The sequence below is a fragment of the uncultured Alistipes sp. genome (assembly GCF_949296715.1).
Classification (GTDB): domain Bacteria; phylum Bacteroidota; class Bacteroidia; order Bacteroidales; family Rikenellaceae; genus Alistipes.
Map to the genome: position 1 here is coordinate 16,871 of NZ_CASFQD010000011.1, position 21,776 is coordinate 38,646.

General features: G+C 66.7%; 21 protein-coding genes. 12 read left to right on the top strand and 9 right to left on the bottom strand.

The features are described 5' to 3' along the window. Positions 1–2 precede the first annotated feature (2 nt). The 7 genes from Q1Y33_RS01310 to Q1Y33_RS01340 are packed head-to-tail and all read left to right on the top strand — an operon-like array spanning position 3 to position 6,381. Positions 3–917 carry an NADH-quinone oxidoreductase subunit H gene (locus Q1Y33_RS01310; RefSeq protein WP_300797490.1) on the top strand — a complete coding sequence of 305 codons (915 nt, stop codon included), beginning with the start codon at positions 3–5 and terminating at the stop codon, positions 915–917. Beyond that, a complete protein-coding gene (locus tag Q1Y33_RS01315; RefSeq protein WP_295906395.1) occupies positions 914–1,543 on the top strand; it encodes a hypothetical protein in 630 nt (209 codons plus the stop codon). The genes Q1Y33_RS01310 and Q1Y33_RS01315 overlap by 4 nt, the downstream gene beginning before the upstream one ends. 4 nt (positions 1,544–1,547) lie before the next feature. After that, the gene (locus Q1Y33_RS01320) at positions 1,548–2,945 is read left to right on the top strand and encodes a proton-conducting transporter membrane subunit (protein WP_300797493.1); all 1,398 of its coding nucleotides are present in this window, start codon (positions 1,548–1,550) and stop codon (positions 2,943–2,945) included. Continuing rightward, a complete protein-coding gene (locus Q1Y33_RS01325) occupies positions 2,942–4,471 on the top strand; it encodes an NADH dehydrogenase subunit (RefSeq protein ID WP_300797495.1) in 1,530 nt (509 codons plus the stop codon). Before Q1Y33_RS01320 ends, Q1Y33_RS01325 begins: the two co-directional genes overlap by 4 nt. 31 nt (positions 4,472–4,502) lie before the next feature. Further along, positions 4,503–5,267 (top strand): NADH:ubiquinone oxidoreductase, encoded by a 765-nt coding sequence (locus Q1Y33_RS01330; RefSeq protein WP_300797497.1) that lies wholly within the window; start codon positions 4,503–4,505, stop codon positions 5,265–5,267. Positions 5,268–5,269: 2 nt separating this feature from the next. Beyond that, on the top strand, positions 5,270–5,812 hold the full coding sequence (locus Q1Y33_RS01335) for a chromate transporter (protein WP_300797499.1): 543 nt from the start codon (positions 5,270–5,272) through the stop codon (positions 5,810–5,812). Next, positions 5,809–6,381: a chromate transporter gene (locus tag Q1Y33_RS01340; protein WP_300797501.1), complete on the top strand. Its 573-nt coding sequence runs from the start codon at positions 5,809–5,811 to the stop codon at positions 6,379–6,381. The genes Q1Y33_RS01335 and Q1Y33_RS01340 overlap by 4 nt, the downstream gene beginning before the upstream one ends. A 79-nt stretch (positions 6,382–6,460) precedes the next feature. Here the strand turns inward: Q1Y33_RS01340 and Q1Y33_RS01345 are convergent, their stop codons facing one another. Genes Q1Y33_RS01345 through Q1Y33_RS01355 form a run of 3 tightly spaced genes read right to left on the bottom strand, consistent with a single transcriptional unit; the run spans position 6,461 to position 9,534 of the window. Then, positions 6,461–6,751, bottom strand: a complete 291-nt coding sequence (locus tag Q1Y33_RS01345) for a hypothetical protein (protein ID WP_300797503.1) — start codon at positions 6,749–6,751, stop codon at positions 6,461–6,463. Between the two features lie 59 nt (positions 6,752–6,810). Then, the gene (locus Q1Y33_RS01350) at positions 6,811–7,701 is read right to left on the bottom strand and encodes a class I SAM-dependent methyltransferase (protein ID WP_300797505.1); all 891 of its coding nucleotides are present in this window, start codon (positions 7,699–7,701) and stop codon (positions 6,811–6,813) included. A 15-nt stretch (positions 7,702–7,716) separates the two neighbouring features. After that, positions 7,717–9,534: a U32 family peptidase gene (locus tag Q1Y33_RS01355; protein WP_300797507.1), complete on the bottom strand. Its 1,818-nt coding sequence runs from the start codon at positions 9,532–9,534 to the stop codon at positions 7,717–7,719. Positions 9,535–9,752: 218 nt separating this feature from the next. Here Q1Y33_RS01355 and serS point away from each other — a divergent pair, with 218 nt between their 5' ends. From serS to Q1Y33_RS01370, 3 genes are all read left to right on the top strand, one after another. Then, positions 9,753–11,024 (top strand): serine--tRNA ligase, encoded by a 1,272-nt coding sequence (gene serS, locus Q1Y33_RS01360; protein WP_300797509.1) that lies wholly within the window; start codon positions 9,753–9,755, stop codon positions 11,022–11,024. A gap of 52 nt (positions 11,025–11,076) precedes the next feature. Next, positions 11,077–11,244, top strand: coding sequence for a 4Fe-4S binding protein (locus tag Q1Y33_RS01365; protein WP_300737441.1), 168 nt, complete (start codon positions 11,077–11,079; stop codon positions 11,242–11,244). 155 nt (positions 11,245–11,399) lie between these two features. Beyond that, positions 11,400–11,981 carry a sugar O-acetyltransferase gene (locus tag Q1Y33_RS01370; protein ID WP_300797511.1) on the top strand — a complete coding sequence of 194 codons (582 nt, stop codon included), beginning with the start codon at positions 11,400–11,402 and terminating at the stop codon, positions 11,979–11,981. A 114-nt stretch (positions 11,982–12,095) separates the two neighbouring features. On the opposite strand, the gene Q1Y33_RS01375 is transcribed toward Q1Y33_RS01370, so the two are convergent. After that, positions 12,096–13,304, bottom strand: coding sequence for a DUF1343 domain-containing protein (locus tag Q1Y33_RS01375; protein WP_300797513.1), 1,209 nt, complete (start codon positions 13,302–13,304; stop codon positions 12,096–12,098). Between the two features lie 101 nt (positions 13,305–13,405). Here Q1Y33_RS01375 and Q1Y33_RS01380 point away from each other — a divergent pair, with 101 nt between their 5' ends. After that, positions 13,406–14,296: a hypothetical protein gene (locus tag Q1Y33_RS01380; protein ID WP_300797514.1), complete on the top strand. Its 891-nt coding sequence runs from the start codon at positions 13,406–13,408 to the stop codon at positions 14,294–14,296. A gap of 198 nt (positions 14,297–14,494) precedes the next feature. Here the strand turns inward: Q1Y33_RS01380 and prfB are convergent, their stop codons facing one another. Genes prfB through cysS form a run of 5 tightly spaced genes read right to left on the bottom strand, consistent with a single transcriptional unit; the run spans position 14,495 to position 20,127 of the window. Then, positions 14,495–15,607: a peptide chain release factor 2 gene (gene prfB / locus Q1Y33_RS01385; RefSeq protein ID WP_300797516.1), complete on the bottom strand. Its 1,113-nt coding sequence runs from the start codon at positions 15,605–15,607 to the stop codon at positions 14,495–14,497. A gap of 10 nt (positions 15,608–15,617) precedes the next feature. After that, positions 15,618–16,253, bottom strand: coding sequence for a cytidylate kinase-like family protein (locus tag Q1Y33_RS01390; RefSeq protein ID WP_300797518.1), 636 nt, complete (start codon positions 16,251–16,253; stop codon positions 15,618–15,620). Beyond that, positions 16,250–17,659 (bottom strand): MATE family efflux transporter, encoded by a 1,410-nt coding sequence (locus tag Q1Y33_RS01395; protein ID WP_300797519.1) that lies wholly within the window; start codon positions 17,657–17,659, stop codon positions 16,250–16,252. Before Q1Y33_RS01395 ends, Q1Y33_RS01390 begins: the two co-directional genes overlap by 4 nt. 4 nt (positions 17,660–17,663) lie before the next feature. After that, positions 17,664–18,641, bottom strand: coding sequence for a PfkB family carbohydrate kinase (locus tag Q1Y33_RS01400; RefSeq protein WP_300797521.1), 978 nt, complete (start codon positions 18,639–18,641; stop codon positions 17,664–17,666). Positions 18,642–18,651: 10 nt separating this feature from the next. After that, on the bottom strand, positions 18,652–20,127 hold the full coding sequence (gene cysS / locus Q1Y33_RS01405; protein ID WP_300797523.1) for a cysteine--tRNA ligase: 1,476 nt from the start codon (positions 20,125–20,127) through the stop codon (positions 18,652–18,654). A 247-nt stretch (positions 20,128–20,374) separates the two neighbouring features. On the opposite strand from cysS, the gene Q1Y33_RS01410 reads away from it, so the two are divergent. Next, positions 20,375–21,776: DEAD/DEAH box helicase (locus tag Q1Y33_RS01410; RefSeq protein WP_300797524.1), on the top strand; the 1,402-nt coding region annotated here is incomplete at its 3' end.

Here is a 21,776-nt window from a genome sequence, read left to right on the forward strand (position 1 = left end):
CGATGGCACTGCTCAACACCCTGCTGCTGCTTCTGGTGGCCGTGGCCATCCCGGGGCTCATCAACCGCACGCGTGCCCTGCTGGCCGGACGCCGCAGCATCCGCTTCACACAGCACCTGCGCGACATAAGGCTCCAACTGCGCAAGGGGGCCGTCTACTCGACGACCACCTCGGCGCTCTTCCGCGCCGCACCGTCGGTCTACCTCGGCGCCACGCTCGTCGCCGCGCTGCTGATTCCCGTGGGCGATCTGCCCCCCGTGCTCTCGTTCGACGGCGATGTGGCGGCCTTCGCCTACCTGCTGGCGCTGGGCCGCGTGGCGCTGATCCTCGCCGCAATGGATACGGGCAGTCCGTTCGAGGGCATGGGCGCCAGCCGCGAAGCCCTCTACGGCGCCCTCGCCGAGCCGGCGCTCCTGCTCACAGCCGGCACGCTGGCCCTCGTCTCGGGCTACACCTCCTTCGCCGCGATCTTCGCGGCCGACGCCGCTGCCGACGCGCAGGTGGCCATCATCCTGCTGCTGGCGGCCTACATCCTGCTGAAGCTGCTCTTCACCGAGAGCGGCCGCATCCCGGTCGACGATCCCCGCACGCACCTCGAGCTGACGATGATCCACGAGGTGATGTGCCTCGACTACTGCGGCGTGGACCTGGCGACGATCCGGATCGCCGGCTGGATCAAGAGCGCCGCGTTCGCCCTGCTGGCGGCCGATGCCGCCACGGCCCCCTTCTGCGCGCACTGGTGGGCCGCGGTCCCCGCGGCGATCCTGCTCGCGGGGTTGTCCGTCGGCATCGTCGAGTCGACGCAGGCCCGCAACAAGCTCGTGCGCAACACCACGTTCATACTCACCATCGCCGCACTGGCCGCCCTCGTGCTCTTCACGGGCTACCTGCTGCGCCTCAACATCGGACTCGCATGATACTCCCGCTGGTCATCCTCTACACCGTGACGCTCGTCTACCTGGCGATCACCGAACGCTTCCGCAACTTCGCCTCGATCATGGGCGTGCAGGGCTGGCTGCTCTTCGCCATCGCGCTGCTGCGCCTGCATGCCAACGCCCCCGCCGAGGTGATCTTCGTGGGGCTCGAGACGCTCCTCTTCAAGGGCATCCTGGTGCCGTGGCTCCTCTTCGCCGTAATCCGCCGCACGAAGACCAACCGCGTGCGCACCTCCGGATCGTCGCAGGCCGGGTCGCTGCTGCTCTCGCTCGCCGCACTGGCCGTCAGCGCCTCGATCACCTACTACGTCGCCGACACGACGATCGACCTCGTCTTCTTCGGCGTGGCGCTCTACGCCCTGTTGAGCGGGCTGATCCTGATCGTCATGCGCCGCCGCATCTTCTCGCACATGGTCGGCTTCCTGGTCATCGAGAACGGCGTCTTCCTCTTCTCGACGGCCATCGGCGTCGAGATGCCGCTGCTGATCAACTTCGCCATCCTGCTCGACATCCTCATCTCGGTGCTCATGCTCGGAATCTTCTTCACGAAGATCGACGGCAAGATCCACGCCGACGACGCCGACGCCCTGACCAACGTAAAAGACTGACGCCATGCTCTGTTACCTCGCATTCAGCATCCTTGCCGCGGCGGCGGCCTTCGCCTCGCGCAGCGACCGGCAGCTCTTCGCCGCCGGCATGCTCTTCTACGCCGTGCAGGCCGCCTTCGCCGTGTGGATCGTCGCCGCGGGCTACGGCACGACCTCGGCCGGGCTCTTCACCTTCGACGCCACGGGCACGCTCTTTTACGTGCTGCTCACCGTCGTCTCGTGCTTCGCCTTCATCCACTCCGAGCGCTACCTCAAGGGCGAGAACCCCGCGCAGGTGCGCATCTACTCGGCGCTGCTCCTGCTGCTGACGACCGCCATTGCGGGCGTCTACTTCGCCAACAACCTCGCCGTGACGTGGATCTTCCTCGAGGCCACGACCCTCTGCTCGGCGGGCATCATCTACCACCGCCGCACGGCCGCCTCGCTCGAAGCGGCCTGGAAATACGTCTTCGTCTGCTCGACGGGCATCGCCATGGCCTACCTGGGCATCCTGCTGCTGGCCGCCGCCACCGAGTGCGAGACGCTCACCTACGACGCCGTGGCCACGGCCGCTGCCCACGGCAAGCCGCTCTACCTGAAGACGGCCTTTCTGCTGATCCTCTGCGGCTACAGCTGCAAGGTCGAGCTCTTCCCGCTCTATACCGTGGGCGTCGACGCCAACTTCGCGGCTCCGGCCCCCGCCTCGGCGCTCATCTCCACGGGGCTGGTCAACGCCGGCTTCGTCGCCGTGCTGCGCGTCTACCGCACGCTCGCACAGACGGAGGTCTTCCCGTGGGTGCGCTCCGTGCTGCTGATCGTGGGCGTGCTGTCGCTCGTCATCGGCGCCCTCTTCCTGCGCCGCACGAACAACTACAAGCGCTTCCTCTCCTACTCCACCGTCGAGAACATGGGCATCGCCGCCATCGGTCTGGGCATCGGCGGCGCGGGCGTCTGGGCCGCCGTGTTCCACGTCGTCTGCCACACCTTCATCAAGAGCAGCCTCTTCCTGCAGATGGCCGTCGTGCGGCAGATCTACAACGGCTACCGCATCAACCGCATCGGCGACTACATCCGCATCAACCCCGTCGGGGCCGTGGGACTGCTCGCGGGCATGGTCGTGCTCGTGGCCTTCCCGCCCTCGCCGCTCTTCCTCTCGGAGCTGACGATCCTCGGCGAGGTCGTCACGGCGGGGAAATGGTGGCTCGTGGCGGGCATCACGCTGCTGCTCTGCATCGTCATCTACTCGTTCTGCTCGCGCATGATCCGCCTCTGCTACCAGCCCAACCAGGACGAACTCCACCCCTCGAAGGCGGACCGCGCCCTCTCGTGGTCGGCCCTCACGCTGCTCGTCGCCGCCATGGTGCTCGGGTTGTGGCAGCCCGACCTGCTGCGGCAGCTTCTCGATCAAATCGCATCGCTATGAATTACCGGATAACCGACAACCTCGCGGGGGCCATCCGCCTCGACGAGATACCCGAAGTCTCCTATGCGGAGTTCTACGACGACGTGACGGCGCGTCTGGCGGACGAACGCTGCCACGTGGCCCACTACTTCGCCCTGCCCGAGGGCGGGCGCCTGCGCTTCTACTGCCTGCTGCTCGACGACGCCGAGGGGCGCGTGCTCATCACCTCGCACGCCATGGAGTATTACGACGACACGGCGCTGCCGTCGCTCACGGCGCGCCATGCGCAGCTGCACCCCTTCGAGCGCGACATCATGGAGCGCTACGGCGTGCGCTTCGACGGCCTGCCGTGGCCCAAGCCGCTGCGCTTCCCCTTCGACCGGCGCGACCGCGGCAGCTCGATCGACAACTACCCCTTCTACACGATGGAGGGCCGGTCGCTGCACGAGGTGAACGTCGGCCCGATCCACGCGGGCATCATCGAACCGGGCGCCTTCCGCTTCATCTGCAACGGCGAGCGGGTCCTGCACCTCGAAATCGCGCTGGGATACCAGCACCGGGGCGTCGAGCACGCCTTCGAGACGACGCACAACCGCCTGCGGCAGGTGTGCCTGGCCGAGGCGGTGGCCGGAGACAGCGCCGTGGCGCACGCCACGGCCTTCGTCGAGGCCGTCGAGAAGCTCTCGGGACGCGAGCGCACGGCCGAGATGGAGCGCGAACGGGCCGTGGCGCTCGAACTCGAACGCATGGCCATGGGCATCGCCGACTCGGGCGCCCTCTCGACGGACGTGGGCTACCAGCTGGGGCAGGTGGCCTGCGAGGCGCTGCGCACGATGACGATCAACACGACGCAGGCCTGGTGCGGCAACCGCTTCGCCAAGGGGCTCATCCGCCCGCACGGCACCGACCATCCGCTCACAGCCGTGAAGGCCGCGATGATCCGCCGCAACGTCGCCCAGATCGCGCGCCGCTACGACGAGGTGCGCCGCGACCTGAAATCCTCGCCCACGCTGCTGGCCCGCTTCGAGCAGTGCGGCGTCGTGCCGCGCGACGAGATGCGGCGCATCGGCGGTGTGGGGCAGGCGGCCCGCGCCAGCGGCTTCCCGCGCGACATCCGCGCCTCGCACCCGTGGGGCGTCTACGCCAAGCAGCTGCGCCACGAGCCGATCCTCAAGCGCCACGGCGACGTCATGGCACGGTTGATGATCCGCTGCCGCGAGGTGCTCCAGTCGGCCTCCTACGTCGACCGCCTGCTCGCAAGCTACGAGCAGAAGTACGCCGTCGTCGGGAACCCCTGCCCGGCCCCCGACTACGAAGCGCCGCTGCAGGCCTCGTCACTCGCCTTCGGGCTGGTCGAGGGGTGGCGCGGCGAGACGTGCCACGTCGTGGTGACCGACGCGGCGGGCGAGATCGCCGCCTGCCGCATCAAGGACCCGAGTCTGCACAACTGGCTGGCGCTGGCGCTGGCCGTGCGCGGCGAGGGCATCTCGGACTTCCCGATCTGCAACAAGAGCTTCAACCTCTCCTACTGCGGACACGACCTCTGACACACGGACAGGACAACAAGAGACAAGCATCATGATACTTCCGAAAATACGGGTGCTGCGCAGCCACGGGACGCAGTACATTCCCGATCTGGACGCCGTGGAGCTGACCTCCGAGTTCCGGGGGCGGCCCGAACTGACCGACACCGAGGACCACGCGGCCCTCGAGCGCGCCGCGGCCCTCTGCCCCACCGGGGCCCTCACGGCCGCCCCCTTCGCGCTCGACCTGGGGCGCTGCCTCTTCTGCGGCGAGTGTGCGCGGCGCGCCCCGCGCAACATCCGCTTCACGAACGACTACCGCCTCGGCTCGCCGACGCGCCGCGGCCTCGTCCTGCAGCCGGGCATGGAGCGCGTACCCTTCGACGAGGGGGCCGTGCGGAGCGACATCCGCCGCTTCTTCCGCCAGTCGCTCCAGCTGCGCGAGGTCTGCGCCGGGGGCGACGGCTCGGTGGAGATGGAGCTCAACGCCACGGGCAACGTCAACTTCGACCTCGGGCGCTTCGGCATCGGCTTCACCGCCTCACCGCGCCATGCCGACGGCGTGGCCGTCTCGGGCCCCGTCACGGCGGCCATGGCCGAGGCGCTGGCGATCTGCTGGGAGGCCGTCGCCGAGCCCAAGCTGCTCATCGCCTGCGGCACGGAGGCCTGCTCGGGCGGGCTCTTCGCCGAGAGCCGCGCCGTCGACCGCCGCTTCTTCCAGGAGCACCATGTCGACCTCTGGCTGCCGGGCGCCCCGATGCACCCGATGGTCTTCATCGACGGTATCCGCACCCTGCTCGGACACAAAAAACGCGACTGACCATGCAACGCCTGCGCACCATCTTCTTCTCATTCTTCAAGATCGGGCTCTTCACCTTCGGCGGGGGCTACGCCATGATCTCGCTCATCGAGCGCGAGGTCATCACGCGCCGCCGGTGGATCGAGCAGAAGGAGTTTCTCGATCTGCTCACGCTCGCCCAGTCGGTCCCGGGGCCGATCGCCGTCAACACGTCGGTCTTCGTCGGCTACAAGCTGCGCGGGCTGCGCGGCGCCGTGGCGGCGGTACTGGGCACCGTGCTGCCGTCGTTCACGATCATCCTCCTCATCGCGCTCTTCTTCGCCGGCATCCGCCACAACCCCCTTGTCGACGCCGCGTTCAAGGGGATGCGCCCGGCCGTCGTCGCCCTCATCATCGGCCCCGTGCTGTCGCTCTCGCGCGGCATGCACCCGGCCATGATCCTCGTCATCGCCGCCTCGGCACTCGCCGTCTGGGGACTGGGCTGGTCGCCGGTCTACCTGCTCGCCGCAGCCGCCGCGCTGGGCATCTCCTGGGAACTGTACATCGCAAAAAAGGCTGAAAAATGATACTCTGGCAACTCTTCGTCAGCTACCTGAAAATCGGATTCTTCGGATTCGGCGGCGGCTACGCCATGCTCTCGCTCATCCAGCACGAGGTGGTCGTGCGGCACGCCTGGATGACGGCCGGCGAATTCGCCGACATCGTCGCCATCTCGCAAATCACCCCCGGGCCCATCGCCATCAACTCGGCGACCTACGTGGGCTACACCGTCGGCATGCAGACCGGCCATGTCGGACTGGGTATTCTCGGCTCCGCGATCGCCACCTTCGCCGTCTGCCTGCCCTCGCTCACGCTCATGATCCTCGTGGCGCGCTTCTTCATGCGGCTGCACAACAACCGCCTCGTCGAGGGTGCCATGCGGGGCATGCGGCCCACGGTCATCGGCATGATCGCCGCAGCGGCCCTGCTGCTGATCTTCCCCCACGGCAGCGACCCCGACGAGCGGAACTTCATCGACGGCTGGAGTTGGGCGCTCTTCGGCGGGGTCTTCGTCGGGCAGTGGTTCAAAATCAACCCCATCCTGCTGATCGTCCTCTCGGCCGCGGCGGGCATCCTCATCTACCACGTCTTCTGACCGGCACATCGGCCCGAAGAGAGACGAAAACGGCCCGGCGATCACCTCGCCGGGCCGAATCATTCCTGTATGCCGCCTGTCAGAGCGTCACGGCCACCACGCCGAGCGTCGACAACAGCAGCAGCACAAAGAGCGCCAGAAAGACGAAACCCAGCACGGCCACGACGGTGCCGATGCAGCCCCAGCGCTGCTCGCCGCCCGGCAGCGGGTCGGTCAGCAGCGCGACGATCAGCCCCACGAGCGGCGTGAAGATCACGCTCACGAGAAAGGCCCAGCCGAAGCCGATGCGGCGACGGCTGCCGATGATGCCGACGAGCACCGACAGGAAGCAGCCGCCCAGCAGTCCGAAAAGAATCACAAGAGGAGCCATACCGAAGGTGAAAGGTGAAAAGTGAAAGGTAAAAGGTGATAAGAAAAGGGGGACGGGGATCAGCGCGTGAAGCGGTAGTAGGTTCCCAGGGGCAGTTCCTTGCCGCCGCGGTCCGTGAAGCATAATTCGCCCCACTGCTCCGTGCGCGGGGCGCCGAAGGCCTGCCGCACGGCCGTGCGGGCGAGCGTCGACGAGAGCCCCATCGAATAGAGGTTCAGCACCAGAAACGCCCGCGCGGGTTCGAGCAGCTGCGCACAGCAGGCCAGCATCTCGCCGATCGAATCCTCCAGAATCCACTTCTCGCCGTTGGCGCCGCGTCCGTAGGCGGGCGGATCAAGAATGATGCCGTCGTAGCGGTTGCCACGGCGCACCTCGCGCTGCACGAACTTCAGGGCATCCTCGACGATCCAGCGCACCCCCTCCAGCGCGCTCTGTTCCATGTTTTCGCGGGCCCACGTCACCACCTGCTTCACCGAATCGACATGCGTCACCTCGGCCCCCGCGGCGCGCGCCGCGAGCGTCGCGCCGCCCGTATAGGCAAAGAGGTTCAGCACGCGCGGCGCGGCCGTCCGCCCGTCGCCGCCCAGCGCGAGGCAGTTGTCGTAGATGAAGTCCCAGTTGGCCGCCTGCTCGGGAAAGATGCCCACGTGCTTGAACGAGGTGAGCCCGAGGCGCATGCGCAGCCGCATCCCGCGATAGCGGTATTCGACCGTCCAGCGCGACGGCATTCCCTCGCGCAGGCGCCACTCGCCGCGCTCGTCGCTGCGCGCATCGCGCAGGAACGACGCATCCGAAAGGCGCCGCCACTCCTCCTCGGCGAGCGACGGCCGCCAGATGGCCTGCGGCTCGGGACGCCGCGTCACGTAGCGTCCGAAGCGCTCCAGCTTCTCGAAATTTCCCGTGTCGATCAATTCATAGTCCCTGAAATCGGGGGTCAGTTGCTCCTGCATAAGGCGTTGTGTGCTCTATTTCGTACTCTTTTTGCAATCCACCAGGCTCATTTCGCACCGCGCACAGTCGAAGACCAGCCGGTAACGCTGCGCACCCCGCTCGAGGTAGAGCTCGCCGCGCAGCCGCGGCCGCTCGCGCAGGCACTCGCCGATCTCGCGGCGGATGCAGTAGGCCGACCGCATGACGGTGTGCCCCGCGGTCGTGGGGGCAAGGTCCAGCCCGCGCTCGATCTCCGTGACCCCGTGGTCGCGGTAGAAGGCCTCGGCCAGGCGGTTCGTGACATTCTCCTCGGCCGTCAGGCGCGTGGAGGGGTAGCGCGCCGCAAGCTTTTCGGGCAGGATGCGGTGCTGAATCGGCCGCGCGGCACGCGCCGCGGCCAGCCGCTCGAGCCCCTCGCGGCGCAGTTCGGCCGCCAGCGATGCCGGGACGAACCATTCGCCGCCGCACACCTCGACCTCGCCGACCGCAAAGATCGTGTCGCCGCTGCGGGCCGCCTGCGTGCGCAGGGCCGCGGCATTGGACTCGGGGTTCTTCGCCCGCTCGGGCGTCAGCGCGCGGTGCGCCCCGGCCGCGATGCCCTCGCAGTCGACATAGCGGAAGGTCACCCCCGCGTCGGTCACCTCGACGTGCGCCGCGGCGGGAATCACGCGCCGCGTGCGGCTCGCCTCGAGCAACTTATTGAAGCGGTGGTCGTAGTTGCGGTAGACCTCCGCCCCGGGGGTGATCCCCTCCATGCGGTTGGGGGTGATGCGCGCCCCGTCGACGGCGTTGACGTTCGTGCCGACAAGGGCACCGCCCGTGCGGAAGCAGAGCCCGTCGCCCGGCGAGAGTGCCGCCGTGCCCTTGAGCGTGAAGCTCCGCCCCTCGACGCGCCCCACACGTCCAACATACTCGCCCACGGCCTTCGGCGTGTCGAACGACGCGACACCGGCCCGCCGCCCGGCAAAGAAGTACTCCGACTCGCCGCGCGTGAAGCTCTTGGAGGGGTCGGGTTCGAAATCGGGAACGCTCACCCCGACGGAGGCGCGGACGAGCTGCGGCCGTGCGGCGAGGGCCTCGTCCACGACGCGGCGGTAGTAGGCCACGACGTTGCGGATGTAACCCGTATCCTTGAGACGGCCCTCGATCTTGAAGCTCGTGACGCCGGCATCGAGCAGCTCGCCGATGTGTGCCGAGAGGTTCAGGTCGCGCACCGAGAGCAGGTGCCGGCCGCTCATGTAGGTATGTCCGGCGCCGTCCGTGAGGTCCCACGGCAGGCGGCAGGGCTGGCTGCACGCCCCGCGGTTGCCGCTGCGCGCCGAGAGCGACCGCGAGAGGAAGCAGCGGCCGCTGTAGCCGACGCAGATCGCCCCGTGGACGAAGCACTCGACCTCGGCGGTCGTCGCGGCGCAGATCGCCCGGATCTCCTCGAGCGAGAGGGCCCGCTCGAGGATCACGCGCGCAAAGCCCGCCTCGGCCAGAAAGCGCGCCCCCTCGGCCGTGCGGTTGCACATCTGCGTCGAGGCGTGCAGCTCGACGGGCAGGTTCATGCGCCGCAGGGCCATGTCCTGCACGATAAGGGCGTCGACCCCGGCGTCGATGAGCGCACGGGCCTGCCGTTCGGCCTCCTCCAGTTCGTCGTCCCACAGCAGCGTGTTGAGCGTGGCATGGACCCGCACGCCGTAGCGGTGGGCATACTCTGCGACGCGGGCGATCTCCTCGGCGCTGTTGCCGGCAGCCTGCCGCGCCCCGAACTTCGCGCCGCCGATATAGACGGCATCGGCGCCGTAGTCCACGGCGGCGACGGCCGAGCGGTAATCGCGGGCCGGGGCCAGCAGTTCGATACGCTTCATCTCCATAACTTTTCCGCAAAAATAGGCAAAAAGCGCCACAATCGCCGTCCCCGAAGTGGGAAAATTGCACCGCACGGCGCCGTCCGCGCTCCCCGCATCCGTCCGCAGCCCGCTTCGCCGCGCGAAAAGCGCAAAAAACGGGGCCCGCATGCAACAGTTTGCCGCGAAATTGTTAATTTTGCACTCCGTAACGTGAAACTTCAAACATACCAGATACCATGCTTACGTTAAAGCAAATCCGCGACGACCGCGAGGCCGCCGTCCGCAAACTCGCCAAGAAGGGCGTGGATGCCGCCCCCGTCATCGACAAGATCATCGCACTCGACGACCGCCGCAAGGCCATTCAGGTCGAGCTGGACAACACGCTCGCAGCCCAGAACAAGGCCGCCAAGGAGATCGGCATGCTCATGGGCCAGGGCCGCCGCGAGGAGGCCGAGGAGCGCAAGCGCTTCGTCGGCGACCTGAAGGAGACCTCGTCGCACCTGCAGACCGAATCGAAGGAAGTGCAGGAGGCGTTGCAGTCGGCACTCGTCACGCTGCCCAACTTCCCGGCCGACATCGTGCCCGAGGGCAGGACCGCGGCGGACAACCTCGTCGTGAAACTCGTCGAGAGCTACACGAAGCTGCCCGAAAACCCGCTGCCGCACTGGGAGCTGGCCCGCAAGTACGACATCATCGACTTCGACCTGGGCGTCAAGCTCACGGGCGCCGGATTCCCCGTCTACAAGGGCAAGGGTGCGCGCCTGCAGCGTGCGCTGATCAACTACTTCCTCGACTGCAACACGAAGGCCGGATACCTCGAGGTCGAGCCTCCCGTGATGGTCAACGAGGCCTCGGGCTTCGGCACGGGACAGCTACCCGACAAGGAGGGACAGATGTACCACGCCACGGTCGACAACTTCTACCTCATCCCGACGGCCGAGGTCCCCGTGACGAACATCTACCGCGACGTGATCCTCGAGAAGGAGGAGTTCCCCGTCAAGATGACGGCCTACACCCCCTGCTTCCGCCGCGAGGCGGGCTCCTACGGCAAGGACGTGCGCGGCCTGAACCGCCTGCACCAGTTCGACAAGGTCGAGATCGTGCAGCTGTCGCTGCCCGAGGTCTCCTACGAGGCGCTCGACGGCATGGTGGCCCACGTCGAGTCGATCGTCCGGTCGCTCGGCCTGCCCTACCGCATCCTGCGGCTCTGCGGCGGCGACATGTCCTTCACGTCGGCCCTGACCTACGACTTCGAGGTCTACTCCGAGGCGCAGCAGCGCTGGCTGGAGGTGTCGTCCGTCTCGAACTTCGAGTCGTTCCAGGCCAACCGCCTCAAGCTGCGCTACCGCGACGAGAACAAGAAGACGCAGCTGGCCCACACGCTCAACGGCTCGTCGCTGGCCCTGCCGCGCATCGTGGCCGCGCTGCTCGAGAACAACCAGACGCCCGAAGGAATCCGCATTCCCGAGGTGCTGATTCCCTACACGGGTTTTGATATTATCAAATAAGTTTTTATATTTGCTGTACACAAACACTCATTAACAATAAATTTACAAGACAATGGCTTACAAAATTACCGACGCATGCGTTGCATGCGGTACCTGCATCGGCGAGTGCCCCGTAGAGGCTATTTCGGCAGGCGATATCTACGTAATCGATCCCGACAAGTGCATCGACTGCGGCACCTGCGCAGGCGTATGCCCGAGCGAGGCAATCGTTTCGGAGTAACCCTTTCCGGCAAAACGAAACAGGCACATTCCGCCCGCGGGATGTGCTTTTTTATTTCCCGGACATGACACGCCTGCTGACCCTGCTGTGCGCCCTGCTGACGGCAGGCTGCACGCCGCAATATTTCATCGGAGAGTGATATGAAAAACGAAAACATGGACGATCTTGAACTGATGACCGCAGGCGCCTGGCTGCGGGCTGCAACGCCGCAGATCGGCGAAGCGCTGCTGCGCACGCGCGAGGAGGTATTCCGCCTCAACGCCCTGCCGCCCTCGGCCGCGGCGGAACGCGACGCGATCCTGCGCCGCCTGCTCGGGCGCCTCGGCACGCACTACAGCATCCTCTCGCCTTTCCACTGCGACTTCGGCGCGCAGATTTCGATCGGCGACCACTTCTACGCGAACTTCAACCTCACGATCCTCGACGAGGCGCCCGTCACGATCGGCGACCACGTCTACATCGGTCCCGACACGGGCATCTACACCGTGAGCCACGCCCTCGTTGCCGAACAGCGCAACGAGGGCATCATGCGCTCGCTGCCCGTCACAATCGGCAACAACGTCTGGATCGGGGGCCACGTGACCATCTTGCAGGGGGTGACGATCGGCGACGGCGCCGTGATCGCTGCCGGGAGCGTCGTCACGCACGACATCCCCGCCGGGATGATTGCCGCAGGCTCGCCCTGCCGCGTCCTGCGCCCCGTCGGCGAGAAGGACAGCGTCGTGCCCGTGCGCTGACTGCGCCGCGGAATTTCCCGCAGTAGCAGACCCGCAGCAGCAGACCCGCAGGCCCGCAACACACAGCCGCGGCACCCAACCGCGGCACCCCGCCGCAACATCCAGCCCCGGCCGTTATTCGTAGAGCAGGTAGCGCGCCCGCAGCGTGCGGTAGCGCACAAGGTCATCGACCCAGCGGGCACGGATCTCCTCCTCCGAAGCGCCGGCAAGGATCATCTCCCGCACATAGCCCGCGCCGATCAGTTTCTCGAACATCGGCGTGAAGAAGCGTTCGCCCATCCCCAGGTTGCGGCAGGCGGCGATCAACCACCGGAGCGACAGCCCCACGCCGCGCGCCTCCTCCAACGGCATCAAGCTCAAATCCTCGCCGCGGCACTCCTCGCCCTCGAGCGGCGGGTGCTTGGCCCCGGCCGTCGGGCGGGGCGTGAAGCGGTCTGTCCAGGCCGTGCCGCGAAGCGCCGGGTGGCCGTAGCACTCGAACGGGCGGTCCGTGCCGCGCCCCACGCTCACGGGCGTCCCCTCGAAGAGGCAGAGCGACGGGTAGAGGTAGACGGCGCGCTGCGTCGGCAGGTTGGGCGACGGCGCCACGGGCAGCAGATACTCCGTGGCATGGGTGTAGTTGCGGCACGCGACGACCGTCAGCCGGCACGGGGCGCACCACCCCTCACCGACGGCCATGCGGGCGATCTCGCCCATCGTCAGCCCGTGCAGCACGGGGATAGGCAGCGCCCCGACGCCCGAAGCGTAGCGCATGTCGAGCAGCGGACCGTCGATCTTCTCGCCGTGGGGGTTCGGGCGATCCAGCACGATGACCTCGTGCCCGTAGTCGGCGCAGGCCTCCATCATGCGCAGCATGGCGATGTAGTAGGTGTAGAAGCGCAGCCCGACATCCTGCATGTCGACCACCAGCACGTCGAACGACCGCATCGCCTCGTCCGAGGGACGGCGCATGTTGCCGTCGTAGAGCGAGCGGATCGGAATGCCCGTGCGCGCATCGACCGAGCTGGAGACATGTTCGCCGGCATCGGCCGTGCCACGGAATCCGTGTTCGGGCGAGAAGATCGCCCCGACGTCGAAGCCCCGCGCATGGAGCAGGTCGACCAGGTGCACCCGCCCCGCGGCATCGGTCGCGACGGGCCGACCCGCACGGTCCACGACGCCGGGCAGCTCCGCCACGGAGGTATGGTTGGCCAGCACGGCGACGCGCCGCCCGGCCAGCAGCGGGAAATAGCGGGCCGTGTCGGTCATGCCGACCAGCACGGGGGTGCGGGCCGCGACATCGAACGCCGCCAGCACGCAACAGATCAGGAGCAGTCGTTTCATAATGCAGGGATGATGATACAAAGATAGGATTTTCCGCCGGATTCGCGCAGGCGGTTATGCATTTCGGGCGAAATCCGCATCTTAAGGAAAAACACACCGCCATGCTGACATTCATCAGAAAGAGCCTACCGGCACTCTGCCTGCTGCTCGCCGCAACCGGAGCCCGCGGCCAGCTCCCGGAGGAGGAAAAGCGCCGTATCGGGGAGTTAACGTCCCGATTTGCCGAGGCGCTTCAGGCACCGGACGAAAGCCTGCTCGACGCCTTCTTCGAGCGCTGGCAGCGGCAGGAGCTGACAATCGGTGCCGGGGAGCCGCTTATCGACACCCTCTACTGGCTGGCCACCGACACCGTCACCCTGAAGCGGCTCGGGATCGGCAGGATCATACCGCGGCCCAGGTCCCGTTACGACATCCTGCCGCAGACGAAGTACTACATCCTTCCCGATACGCTGCAACTGACCGACATCCACAGGATCGACGGGGACCGGATGACCCTTGCCGACCGGCTCGACACCCTGCCAGGCGGGCGGATGGAAGTCATCAACAGCAGACAATACACGGTATCCGGAATCCCCTTTTTCCCGCGTTCCCGGCATCCGGAGCGGACACGCTACCTGACACGGGTCTACCAACACGCCGTCAGGGATGCGATCGACTCGGTGTGGGCCCTGACCTGTCAGAAAGCCTACAGCGAGGAGGTCGAGGAAAAAGGCAAGGAACTGCTGCGTCGGATGGACGAGCGGATTACCGGGCTGATTCCATACAATTCATACAACTGGGAGCTCGAATTCTATCCGGAGGCCTGCGTCCAGTATATCGCCGTGAACGAAAGCCGCAGCAGGGCCGCCGCGGGAATCATTCTGCAAAGCACGATATACAGCGGCCGCTACAAGACCTTCCGGGTGGACCTTGCGCCCGACGGCAACGGAGCGTGGCACGCCGTGCGGCTGGCCGACACGGGAGAACTCTACATACATATCGACTTTTTCTGACCCGTCGCACCCGTCACACCCGTCACACCCGTCACACCTGCCGCACCCGCCGCATGGGAAGGCCCTTCTTCCGGAGCAACCGGAGAAGGGCCCAAATCATATACACGATATCACGGCAACGCACCGCAAAGGGCCGTTTCGGTGAGCCCGCGCTCCGACGGAAAGGCTCCGCGAAGCATCCCCGGGGCAGTCCGGCCGCTACGCCTGCCCGCCGAACTCCATCAGGTAGGCCTTGATGAAGTCGTCCAGCTCACCGTCCATCACCGCCTCGACATTCGAGGTCTGCACGCCCGTGCGGTGGTCCTTCACGCGGCGGTCGTCGAAGACGTAGGAGCGGATCTGCGAGCCCCACTCGATTTTCTTCTTCGAGGCCTCGAGCGCCTGCTGCGTCGCCATGCGCTTGTCCAGCTCGCGCTGGTAGAGCTTCGAGCGCAGGATGCGCATCGCGTTCTCGCGGTTCATCAGCTGCGAGCGCGTCTCCATGTTCTCGATCAGGAACTCCACGGGTTCACCCGTGTCGGGGTCCTTGCCGTGGTAGCGCAGCCGCACGGCCGTCTCGACCTTGTTGACGTTCTGGCCGCCGGCGCCCGACGAGCGGAACGTGTCCCACTCGATGTCCGCCGGGTTGATCGTGATCTCGATCGTGTCGTCCACGGCCGGCGAGACGAAGACCGACGCAAAGGTCGTCTGCCGCTTGTTGTTGGCGTTGAAAGGCGACAGGCGCACCATGCGGTGCACGCCGTTCTCGCTCTTGAGGTACCCGTAGGCGTAGTCGCCCTCGAACTCGATCGTGCAGGACTTCACGCCCACCTCGTCGCCCGCCTGGTAGTCGAGCGTCTTGACCTTGTAGCCGTGGGCCTCGCCCCAGCGCGTGTACATGCGCAGCAGCATCGACACCCAGTCGAGCGCCTCGGTGCCTCCGGCCCCGGCGTTGATGTCCATGATGGCGCCCAGCTTGTCCTCGTCACGCCGCAGCATGTTGCGCATCTCGAGCTTCTCGATGCGCTCCAGCGTCCGGGCGTACTGCTCGTCCATCTCGGCCTCGCTCACCACGCCCTCCTTCACGAAGTCGGGCATCAGCTGCAGGTCCTCGACCTCCTTGCGCACGGCGTCGTAATCCTCGACCCACGCCTTGATTGCGGCCACCTTGCGCAGCTGCTCGCGCGCTACGGCCGGGTCGTCCCAGAAGTTCGGCTCCTGGGTCTTCTCCTCCTCGTTGCGCAGGTCGATGCGTTTCTGCTCGATGTCCAGACAGCGCTCCAGCGCCTCGCGGCGCGCCTCCATCTCCTTGATCTGTTCCGTAAGTACCATATCGTCGTTGTCAGAATGTCATCTTCAGTTTCCGTGCAGCAAACTCCAGAATGAAGTCCGCCGTCGCCTCGTCGCCCAGCGGCGAGGTGTTCACGCACAGGTCATAGCTTGCCGCGGCGCCCCACGTCCGCAGGCTGTAGTAGTTGTAGTAGTCGGCACGGCTGGCGTCGCCACGCTCCATCATCGTGCGGGCCTCGTCCTCCGTGCAGCCTGTCCGCGTGCAGATGCGCCGCACGCGGTCGTCGTCGTTCGCCGTGATGAAGACGCTGACCGCCCGCGGATGGTCGCGCAGGATGTAGTCCGCACAGCGCCCCACGAAGATGCACGACTCGCGCGAGGCAAGGTCGCGGATTACGTCGCTCTGCACCTTGAAGAGGGCGTCGTTCGACAGCACGTTGTTCACGCTGCCCATGTCGGCGCCGAAGGGCGAGCGCAGGTAGGCAATCATCGTCGCGAAGACGCCGCGGCCCTGCTTCTCGTCGACCTTTTCGAAACAGGCGGGGCAGAGGCCGCTCTGCTTGGCGGCCAGTGTCAGCAGCTCCTTGTCGTAGAGACGGATGCCCAGCCGACGCGAGATGATCTCGCCGACGACGCGGCCGCCGCTGCCCAGCTGGCGGCCGATATTTATCACGAACAGCTCTTTCATAACGCAGCAGGTTTGTTGTCATCGGAGCGGGCCGCCAGTTCGGCCCGGAATTTCCGCAACTGGTATGTCAGCATGAAGAAGGCCACGACCGTAGCGAGGAGGTCCGAGAGCGGCATGGCGCACCAGACGCCCCAGCTGCCGTCCCACGGCGTCGAGACCTCGAAGAAATGGGGCAGGAAGAGCAGCCCCGGCATGAGGAAGAGCAGCTGGCGCGAAAGCGACATGAAGATTGCCTTGCCGGCCATGCCGATGCTCTGGAAGAAGTTGGTCGCCACCATCTGGAAGCCGACGATCGGGAAGAAGATGAAGACGATACGCATGCCCTCGACCGAGAGGCGGATCAGCTCCTCGTCCGTCGTGAAGAGCGACACGGCCAGCCGCGGCGCGAACTCCCCGACGAGGAATCCCGCCGTCGTGATGCCGACCGCGCAGATAATCGTCAGCTTCAGCACCCGCAGCACGCGGTCGTACTGCCGCGCGCCGAAGTTGTAGCCCGCAATGGGCTGCATGCCTTGGTTGACGCCCATGACGATCATCACGAAGACGAAGGCCAGGCGGTTCACGATGCCGTAGGCGCCGATCATCAGGTCGCCGCCGTAGGTCTTCAGCCCCTTGTTGATGAGGATGACGATGAAGCAGGCCGTGAGGTTCATCAGGAAGGGCGACATGCCGATCGAGATCACGTCGCGCACGATGCGGCGGCGCAGGCGGTAGATGCCGCGCTGGAAGTGGATCAGCTCCGAGCGGTCCGAGAGCAGGCGGAACTGCCACATCAGCGAGATGATCTGCGCCAGCACCGTGGCGATGGCCGCGCCGCGGATGCCCCACTCGAAGCCGTAGATGAAGAGCGGGTCGAGGATCGCATTGATGATGACGGTGTTGATCGTGGCGTACATCGCCTTGCGGGGGTGTCCCGAGGCGCGCAGCACGGAGTTCAGGCCGAGGTACATGTGCGTCACGACGTTGCCCAGCAGGATGACGGTCATGTATTCGCGGGCGTAGCCGATCGTCGCGTCGCTTGCGCCGAAGAAGTAGAGGATCGGGTCGAGGAAGAGCAGCGCCACGAGCCCGAAGCCCACGCCCAGCAGCAGGTTGAGCATCACGACGTTGCCCAGCACGTTCTGCGCCGTGGCGTAGTCGCGCTGCCCGAGCCGCATGGAGATGAGCGTCGCGGCGCCCACGCCCACGAGCGAGCCGAACGCCGCGGCGAGGTTCATCAGCGGGAAAGTCAGCGCCAGGCCCGAGATGGCCAGCGGCCCCACGCCGTGGCCGATGAAGATGCTGTCGACCATGTTGTAGAGCGACGAGGCGGTCATGGCGACCACCGCTGGCACGGCATACTGCATGAGCAGCTTGCGGATACGCTCCGTCCCGAGCTCCATCGCAGCCGATTTCAATTCTGCCATAATTCTAATTTTGGGTCAGAAACATGTCCCGTGCCCCGGCCGGATAGTCCGGCGTGGCACTCTCACAACCGCACACGAAGGCTGCGACCTTCGAGGCGAAACGCTGGGCCGACACCGTGTCGCCGCCCAGCAGCATCATGGCGCAGAAGGCGCCCGTGAAGGAGTCGCCGGCACCCACCGTGTCGACGGGCTTCACCCGCTCCGACGGCGGAATCCGGTAGCAGGCTGTCTGCGTGCGCGTGAAGACGCGGCTGCCCGCGCCGCCCTCGGTCAGGATGACCGTTCCGAGCCGAGCATGCGTCGCAAGCAGGTCGCGGCACAGGGTCTCCGCATCACCGGCAAGCGGGCGCCCGGTCAGGCAGGCGGCCACGGAGGGAGCCTCCTCGTCGCTTATCTTCAGGATGTTGCAGCGCCGGATGGACTCCGTCAGCACCTCGCGCGAATAGTAGTTTTGCCGGATGTTGACGTCGAATACCCGCAGCGTCGGGCGCCCCGAAGCGATCATTGCGTCGAGAAAGCGGCAGACGACGCCGTGCGTCGCGGCGCTGCGCTGTGCGAGCGAGCCGAAGCAGACGACGTCGCAACACGCGGCCAGCCGCTCCGTTTCGGGCGACCAGACGAGGGCGTCCCACGCTCCCGGCAGGATTTCGTAAGTATTGACGCCGGCCTCGTCGCGCCGCTTGTCGACCAGTCCCGTCGGGAGGTCCGCCACGCGGGTCAGCACGGCGCCGAGACCGCGCCGGCCGAGTTCGTCCAGCACCCGTGCGCCCCACGCATCGGGCCGCCCGTCCCTGTCCGAGCCGATGGCGCTGACCACGTGCGATTCGATCCGGGCGTCGGGCGCCAGCAGCGACGCGCAGCGCAGGAAATGATAGGCGAAGTTCGCGGGGGCGCCGCCGAACGTGCAGGCGACGCTCACCGTATCGCGGTCGAAGAGCACCTCTCCCAGACCTGCGGCAACGATATGACAGGTTCTCTGCATGACCCGTCCGTTATTCGAGTTCCCAGTCCGATCCGTCCTTGCGGTCCTTGACGCGGATGCCTGCGGCGGAAAGCCCGTCGCGGATGCGGTCCGACGCGGCCCAGTCCTTCGCGGCGCGGGCCTTGAGGCGCTCGGCCAGGAGCATCTCCACGAGCGGCGTCACATAGTCGCGCCCGGCAGCCGCTCCGGCGGCCTTCTCGTCCTTCAGGCCGAGGATGTCGAAGGCGTAGCGGCGCACCGTCGCACGCAGCGCCTCGAGGTCGGCGGCGGTGATCGTCTGCGTGCCGTCGGCCAGCTGGTTGATGTGGCGCACCCAGTCGAAGAGCGCCGAGATGACCATCGGCGAATTCAGATCGTCGGCCATCGCCTCGGCGCAGCGGCGCTCCAGCTCGGCGGGATCGACCGTCGACTTTTCGGAGGGCTTGATGCGCCCGAGCGTCTCAATGCCCTTCATCAGGCGGTCGAGGCCCTTCTCGGCGGCCTGCAGGGCCTCGTTCGAGAAGTCGAGCGTCGAGCGGTAGTGGGCCTGCAGGATGAAGAAGCGGATCGTCATCGGCGAGTAGGCCTGCTCCAGCAGCCGGTGGCTGCCGGTGAAGAGCTCCTCGAGCGTGATGAAGTTGCCGAGCGACTTGCCCATCTTCTGGCCGTTGATCGTAATCATGTTGTTGTGCACCCAGTAGCGTGCCGAATCGTGGCCGAGGGCCGCCGTCGACTGCGCGATCTCGCACTCGTGGTGCGGGAACATGAGGTCCATGCCGCCGCCGTGGATGTCAAACCGCTCGCCCAGGTAGCGCGTCGACATGGCCGAGCACTCCATGTGCCAGCCGGGAAAACCGTCGCTCCAGGGCGAGGGCCAGCGCATGATGTGTTCGGGCGCGGCCTTCTTCCAGAGGGCGAAGTCGTAGGAGTGGCGCTTGTCGCCCTGGCCGTCCAGCTCGCGCGTGTTGGCGATGATGTCGTCGAGGTTGCGGCCCGAGAGGCGCCCGTAGTTGTACCTGGCGTTGTACTTCTCGACGTCGAAATAGACCGAACCGTTCGAGACGTAGGCAAAGCCCTGGTCGAGAATATGCTGCACGAAGGCGATCTGCTCGATGATGTGGCCCGAGGCGCACGGCTCGATCGAGGGCGACTCGACGTTGAGCGCATCCATCGCCCGGTGGTAGCGCTCCGTGTAGTAGTGCGCCACCTCCATGGGTTCGAGCTGCTCGAGGCGCGCCTTCTTGGCGATCTTGTCCTCACCCTCGTCGGCGTCGTGCTCGAGGTGCCCCACGTCGGTGATGTTGCGCACGTAGCGCACCTTGTAGCCCAGCGACTTGAGGTAGCGGAACAGCAGGTCGAAGGTCACGGCCGGGCGTGCATGGCCCAGATGGGGGTCGCCGTAGACGGTCGGACCGCAGACATACATCCCCACGCGACCGGGGGTCAGGGGCTCGAACTCCTCCTTGCGGCGGGTGAGCGTATTGTAAAGCACGAGTTTCGTCTCCATAGTCATGATGGTTTTTCCTGCAAAATTAACAAATTTCATCGACATGCGCCCCATTTCGGGAAATAATCCTACCTTTGCCGCGCACAAAACCGCTGCGGCGGAGCCCGCCCGGGCTTCGGTCCACACCCGCAGCGGAGGAGAACGAAGCGCGGCGGCTGTCGCGCACCCCGACCCGACACGCGGCCCGCAGGCCGCACGACCCGGACCCCGGCGGTCCGGACCCGAACAAAACACGACACTTGCAACGATGACATTCCAGGAACTGAATCTGACGGAACCCCTGCTGCGGGCCGTCACGGAGAAGGGCTATCAGACCCCCACGCCGATCCAGCAGCAAGCCATACCGCCCGCCCTGGCGGGGCGCGACCTTCTGGGCTGTGCCCAGACCGGCACGGGCAAGACGGCGGCCTTCACGCTGCCGATTCTCCAGCACCTGGCCGCCGTGCCGGTCCGCGGCCGGCGTCCCATCCGGGCGCTGGTGCTCACCCCCACGCGCGAGCTGGCCATCCAGATCGACGACTGCTGCCGCGACTATGCACGTCACACGGCCGTGCGCCACGCCGTCGTCTTCGGCGGCGTGAGCCAGCGCCCGCAGGTCGAGGAGCTCGCCCGCGGCGTCGACCTGCTCATCGCCACACCGGGACGCCTGCTCGACCTGATCGGGCAGGGCTTCATCTCGCTCGACGCCGTGCGCCACTTCGTCCTCGACGAGGCCGACCGCATGCTCGACATGGGCTTCATCCACGACATCCGCCGCATCCTGCCCCTGCTGCCCGCCCGGCGGCAGACGCTCTTCTTCTCGGCGACGATGCCTCCCGAGATCGAGCGGCTGGCCGCGACGATTCTGCACGACCCCGTGCACATCACCGTCACGCCCCCGGCCTCGGTCGTCGAGACCATCCGCCAGCAGGTCCTCTTCGTCGAGAAGGCCGACAAGCGCGAGCGGCTCACCGAGCTGCTGCGCGAGCGCAGCGAGGAGTCCGTGCTGGTCTTCTCGCGCACGAAACACGGCGCCGACCGCATTGCCCGCCAGCTCACACGTGCGGGCATCGAGGCGCGGGCGATCCACGGCGACAAGTCGCAGGGAGCGCGCGAACGAGCCCTGGGCGACTTCCGCACAGGAGCCTGCCGCGTGCTGATTGCCACCGACATCGCGGCACGCGGCATCGACATCCGCGAGTTGCCGCTCGTGGTGAACTTCGACCTGCCAGAGGTGGCCGAGACCTACGTCCACCGCATCGGCCGCACGGGCCGCGCAGGATCGGCCGGCCAGGCCCTCTCGTTCTGCGCCACGGAGGAGCGCGAGCTGCTCGACGCCATCCTGAAGCTCACGGGCCTCACCCTCGCGGAACAGCCGGACGGCACGGCCCTGCTCGAGGCGCGCACCGCCGCACCGGCAAAGCCCGCCAAACCGGCAAAGGCGGCGAAAAACAGCCGCCGCGGAACAGGCGCCGGGCCCTCCGCCCTCCCGAACGCCGCTCACACGGCACACGCCGCCGGAGAGGGCTATGATGCCGTCCGCGGGACAGGAAGGTCCGCGGACGCCGCCACCGCATCGGGGAAGCGGCCGGACCGCACCGCCCGCAGGGGCGCCGAAGCCGCCGCGAAAGGCAGCCGCCCCGCCCCGACGGACGAGAAGAGCCCCGACC

Bases quoted from the DNA above. Each gene is read 5' to 3' on its own strand.
- Q1Y33_RS01310 (WP_300797490.1), top strand. From the start codon at position 3: ATGGCACTGCTCAACACCCTGCTGCTGCTTCTGGTGGCCGTGGCCATC.
- Q1Y33_RS01315 (WP_295906395.1), top strand. From the start codon at position 914: ATGATACTCCCGCTGGTCATCCTCTACACCGTGACGCTCGTCTACCTG.
- Q1Y33_RS01320 (WP_300797493.1), top strand. From the start codon at position 1,548: ATGCTCTGTTACCTCGCATTCAGCATCCTTGCCGCGGCGGCGGCCTTC.
- Q1Y33_RS01325 (WP_300797495.1), top strand. From the start codon at position 2,942: ATGAATTACCGGATAACCGACAACCTCGCGGGGGCCATCCGCCTCGAC.
- Q1Y33_RS01330 (WP_300797497.1), top strand. From the start codon at position 4,503: ATGATACTTCCGAAAATACGGGTGCTGCGCAGCCACGGGACGCAGTAC.
- Q1Y33_RS01335 (WP_300797499.1), top strand. From the start codon at position 5,270: ATGCAACGCCTGCGCACCATCTTCTTCTCATTCTTCAAGATCGGGCTC.
- Q1Y33_RS01340 (WP_300797501.1), top strand. From the start codon at position 5,809: ATGATACTCTGGCAACTCTTCGTCAGCTACCTGAAAATCGGATTCTTC.
- Q1Y33_RS01345 (WP_300797503.1), bottom strand. From the start codon at position 6,751: ATGGCTCCTCTTGTGATTCTTTTCGGACTGCTGGGCGGCTGCTTCCTG.
- Q1Y33_RS01350 (WP_300797505.1), bottom strand. From the start codon at position 7,701: ATGCAGGAGCAACTGACCCCCGATTTCAGGGACTATGAATTGATCGAC.
- Q1Y33_RS01355 (WP_300797507.1), bottom strand. From the start codon at position 9,534: ATGAAGCGTATCGAACTGCTGGCCCCGGCCCGCGATTACCGCTCGGCC.
- serS (WP_300797509.1), top strand. From the start codon at position 9,753: ATGCTTACGTTAAAGCAAATCCGCGACGACCGCGAGGCCGCCGTCCGC.
- Q1Y33_RS01365 (WP_300737441.1), top strand. From the start codon at position 11,077: ATGGCTTACAAAATTACCGACGCATGCGTTGCATGCGGTACCTGCATC.
- Q1Y33_RS01370 (WP_300797511.1), top strand. From the start codon at position 11,400: ATGGACGATCTTGAACTGATGACCGCAGGCGCCTGGCTGCGGGCTGCA.
- Q1Y33_RS01375 (WP_300797513.1), bottom strand. From the start codon at position 13,304: ATGAAACGACTGCTCCTGATCTGTTGCGTGCTGGCGGCGTTCGATGTC.
- Q1Y33_RS01380 (WP_300797514.1), top strand. From the start codon at position 13,406: ATGCTGACATTCATCAGAAAGAGCCTACCGGCACTCTGCCTGCTGCTC.
- prfB (WP_300797516.1), bottom strand. From the start codon at position 15,607: ATGGTACTTACGGAACAGATCAAGGAGATGGAGGCGCGCCGCGAGGCG.
- Q1Y33_RS01390 (WP_300797518.1), bottom strand. From the start codon at position 16,253: ATGAAAGAGCTGTTCGTGATAAATATCGGCCGCCAGCTGGGCAGCGGC.
- Q1Y33_RS01395 (WP_300797519.1), bottom strand. From the start codon at position 17,659: ATGGCAGAATTGAAATCGGCTGCGATGGAGCTCGGGACGGAGCGTATC.
- Q1Y33_RS01400 (WP_300797521.1), bottom strand. From the start codon at position 18,641: ATGCAGAGAACCTGTCATATCGTTGCCGCAGGTCTGGGAGAGGTGCTC.
- cysS (WP_300797523.1), bottom strand. From the start codon at position 20,127: ATGGAGACGAAACTCGTGCTTTACAATACGCTCACCCGCCGCAAGGAG.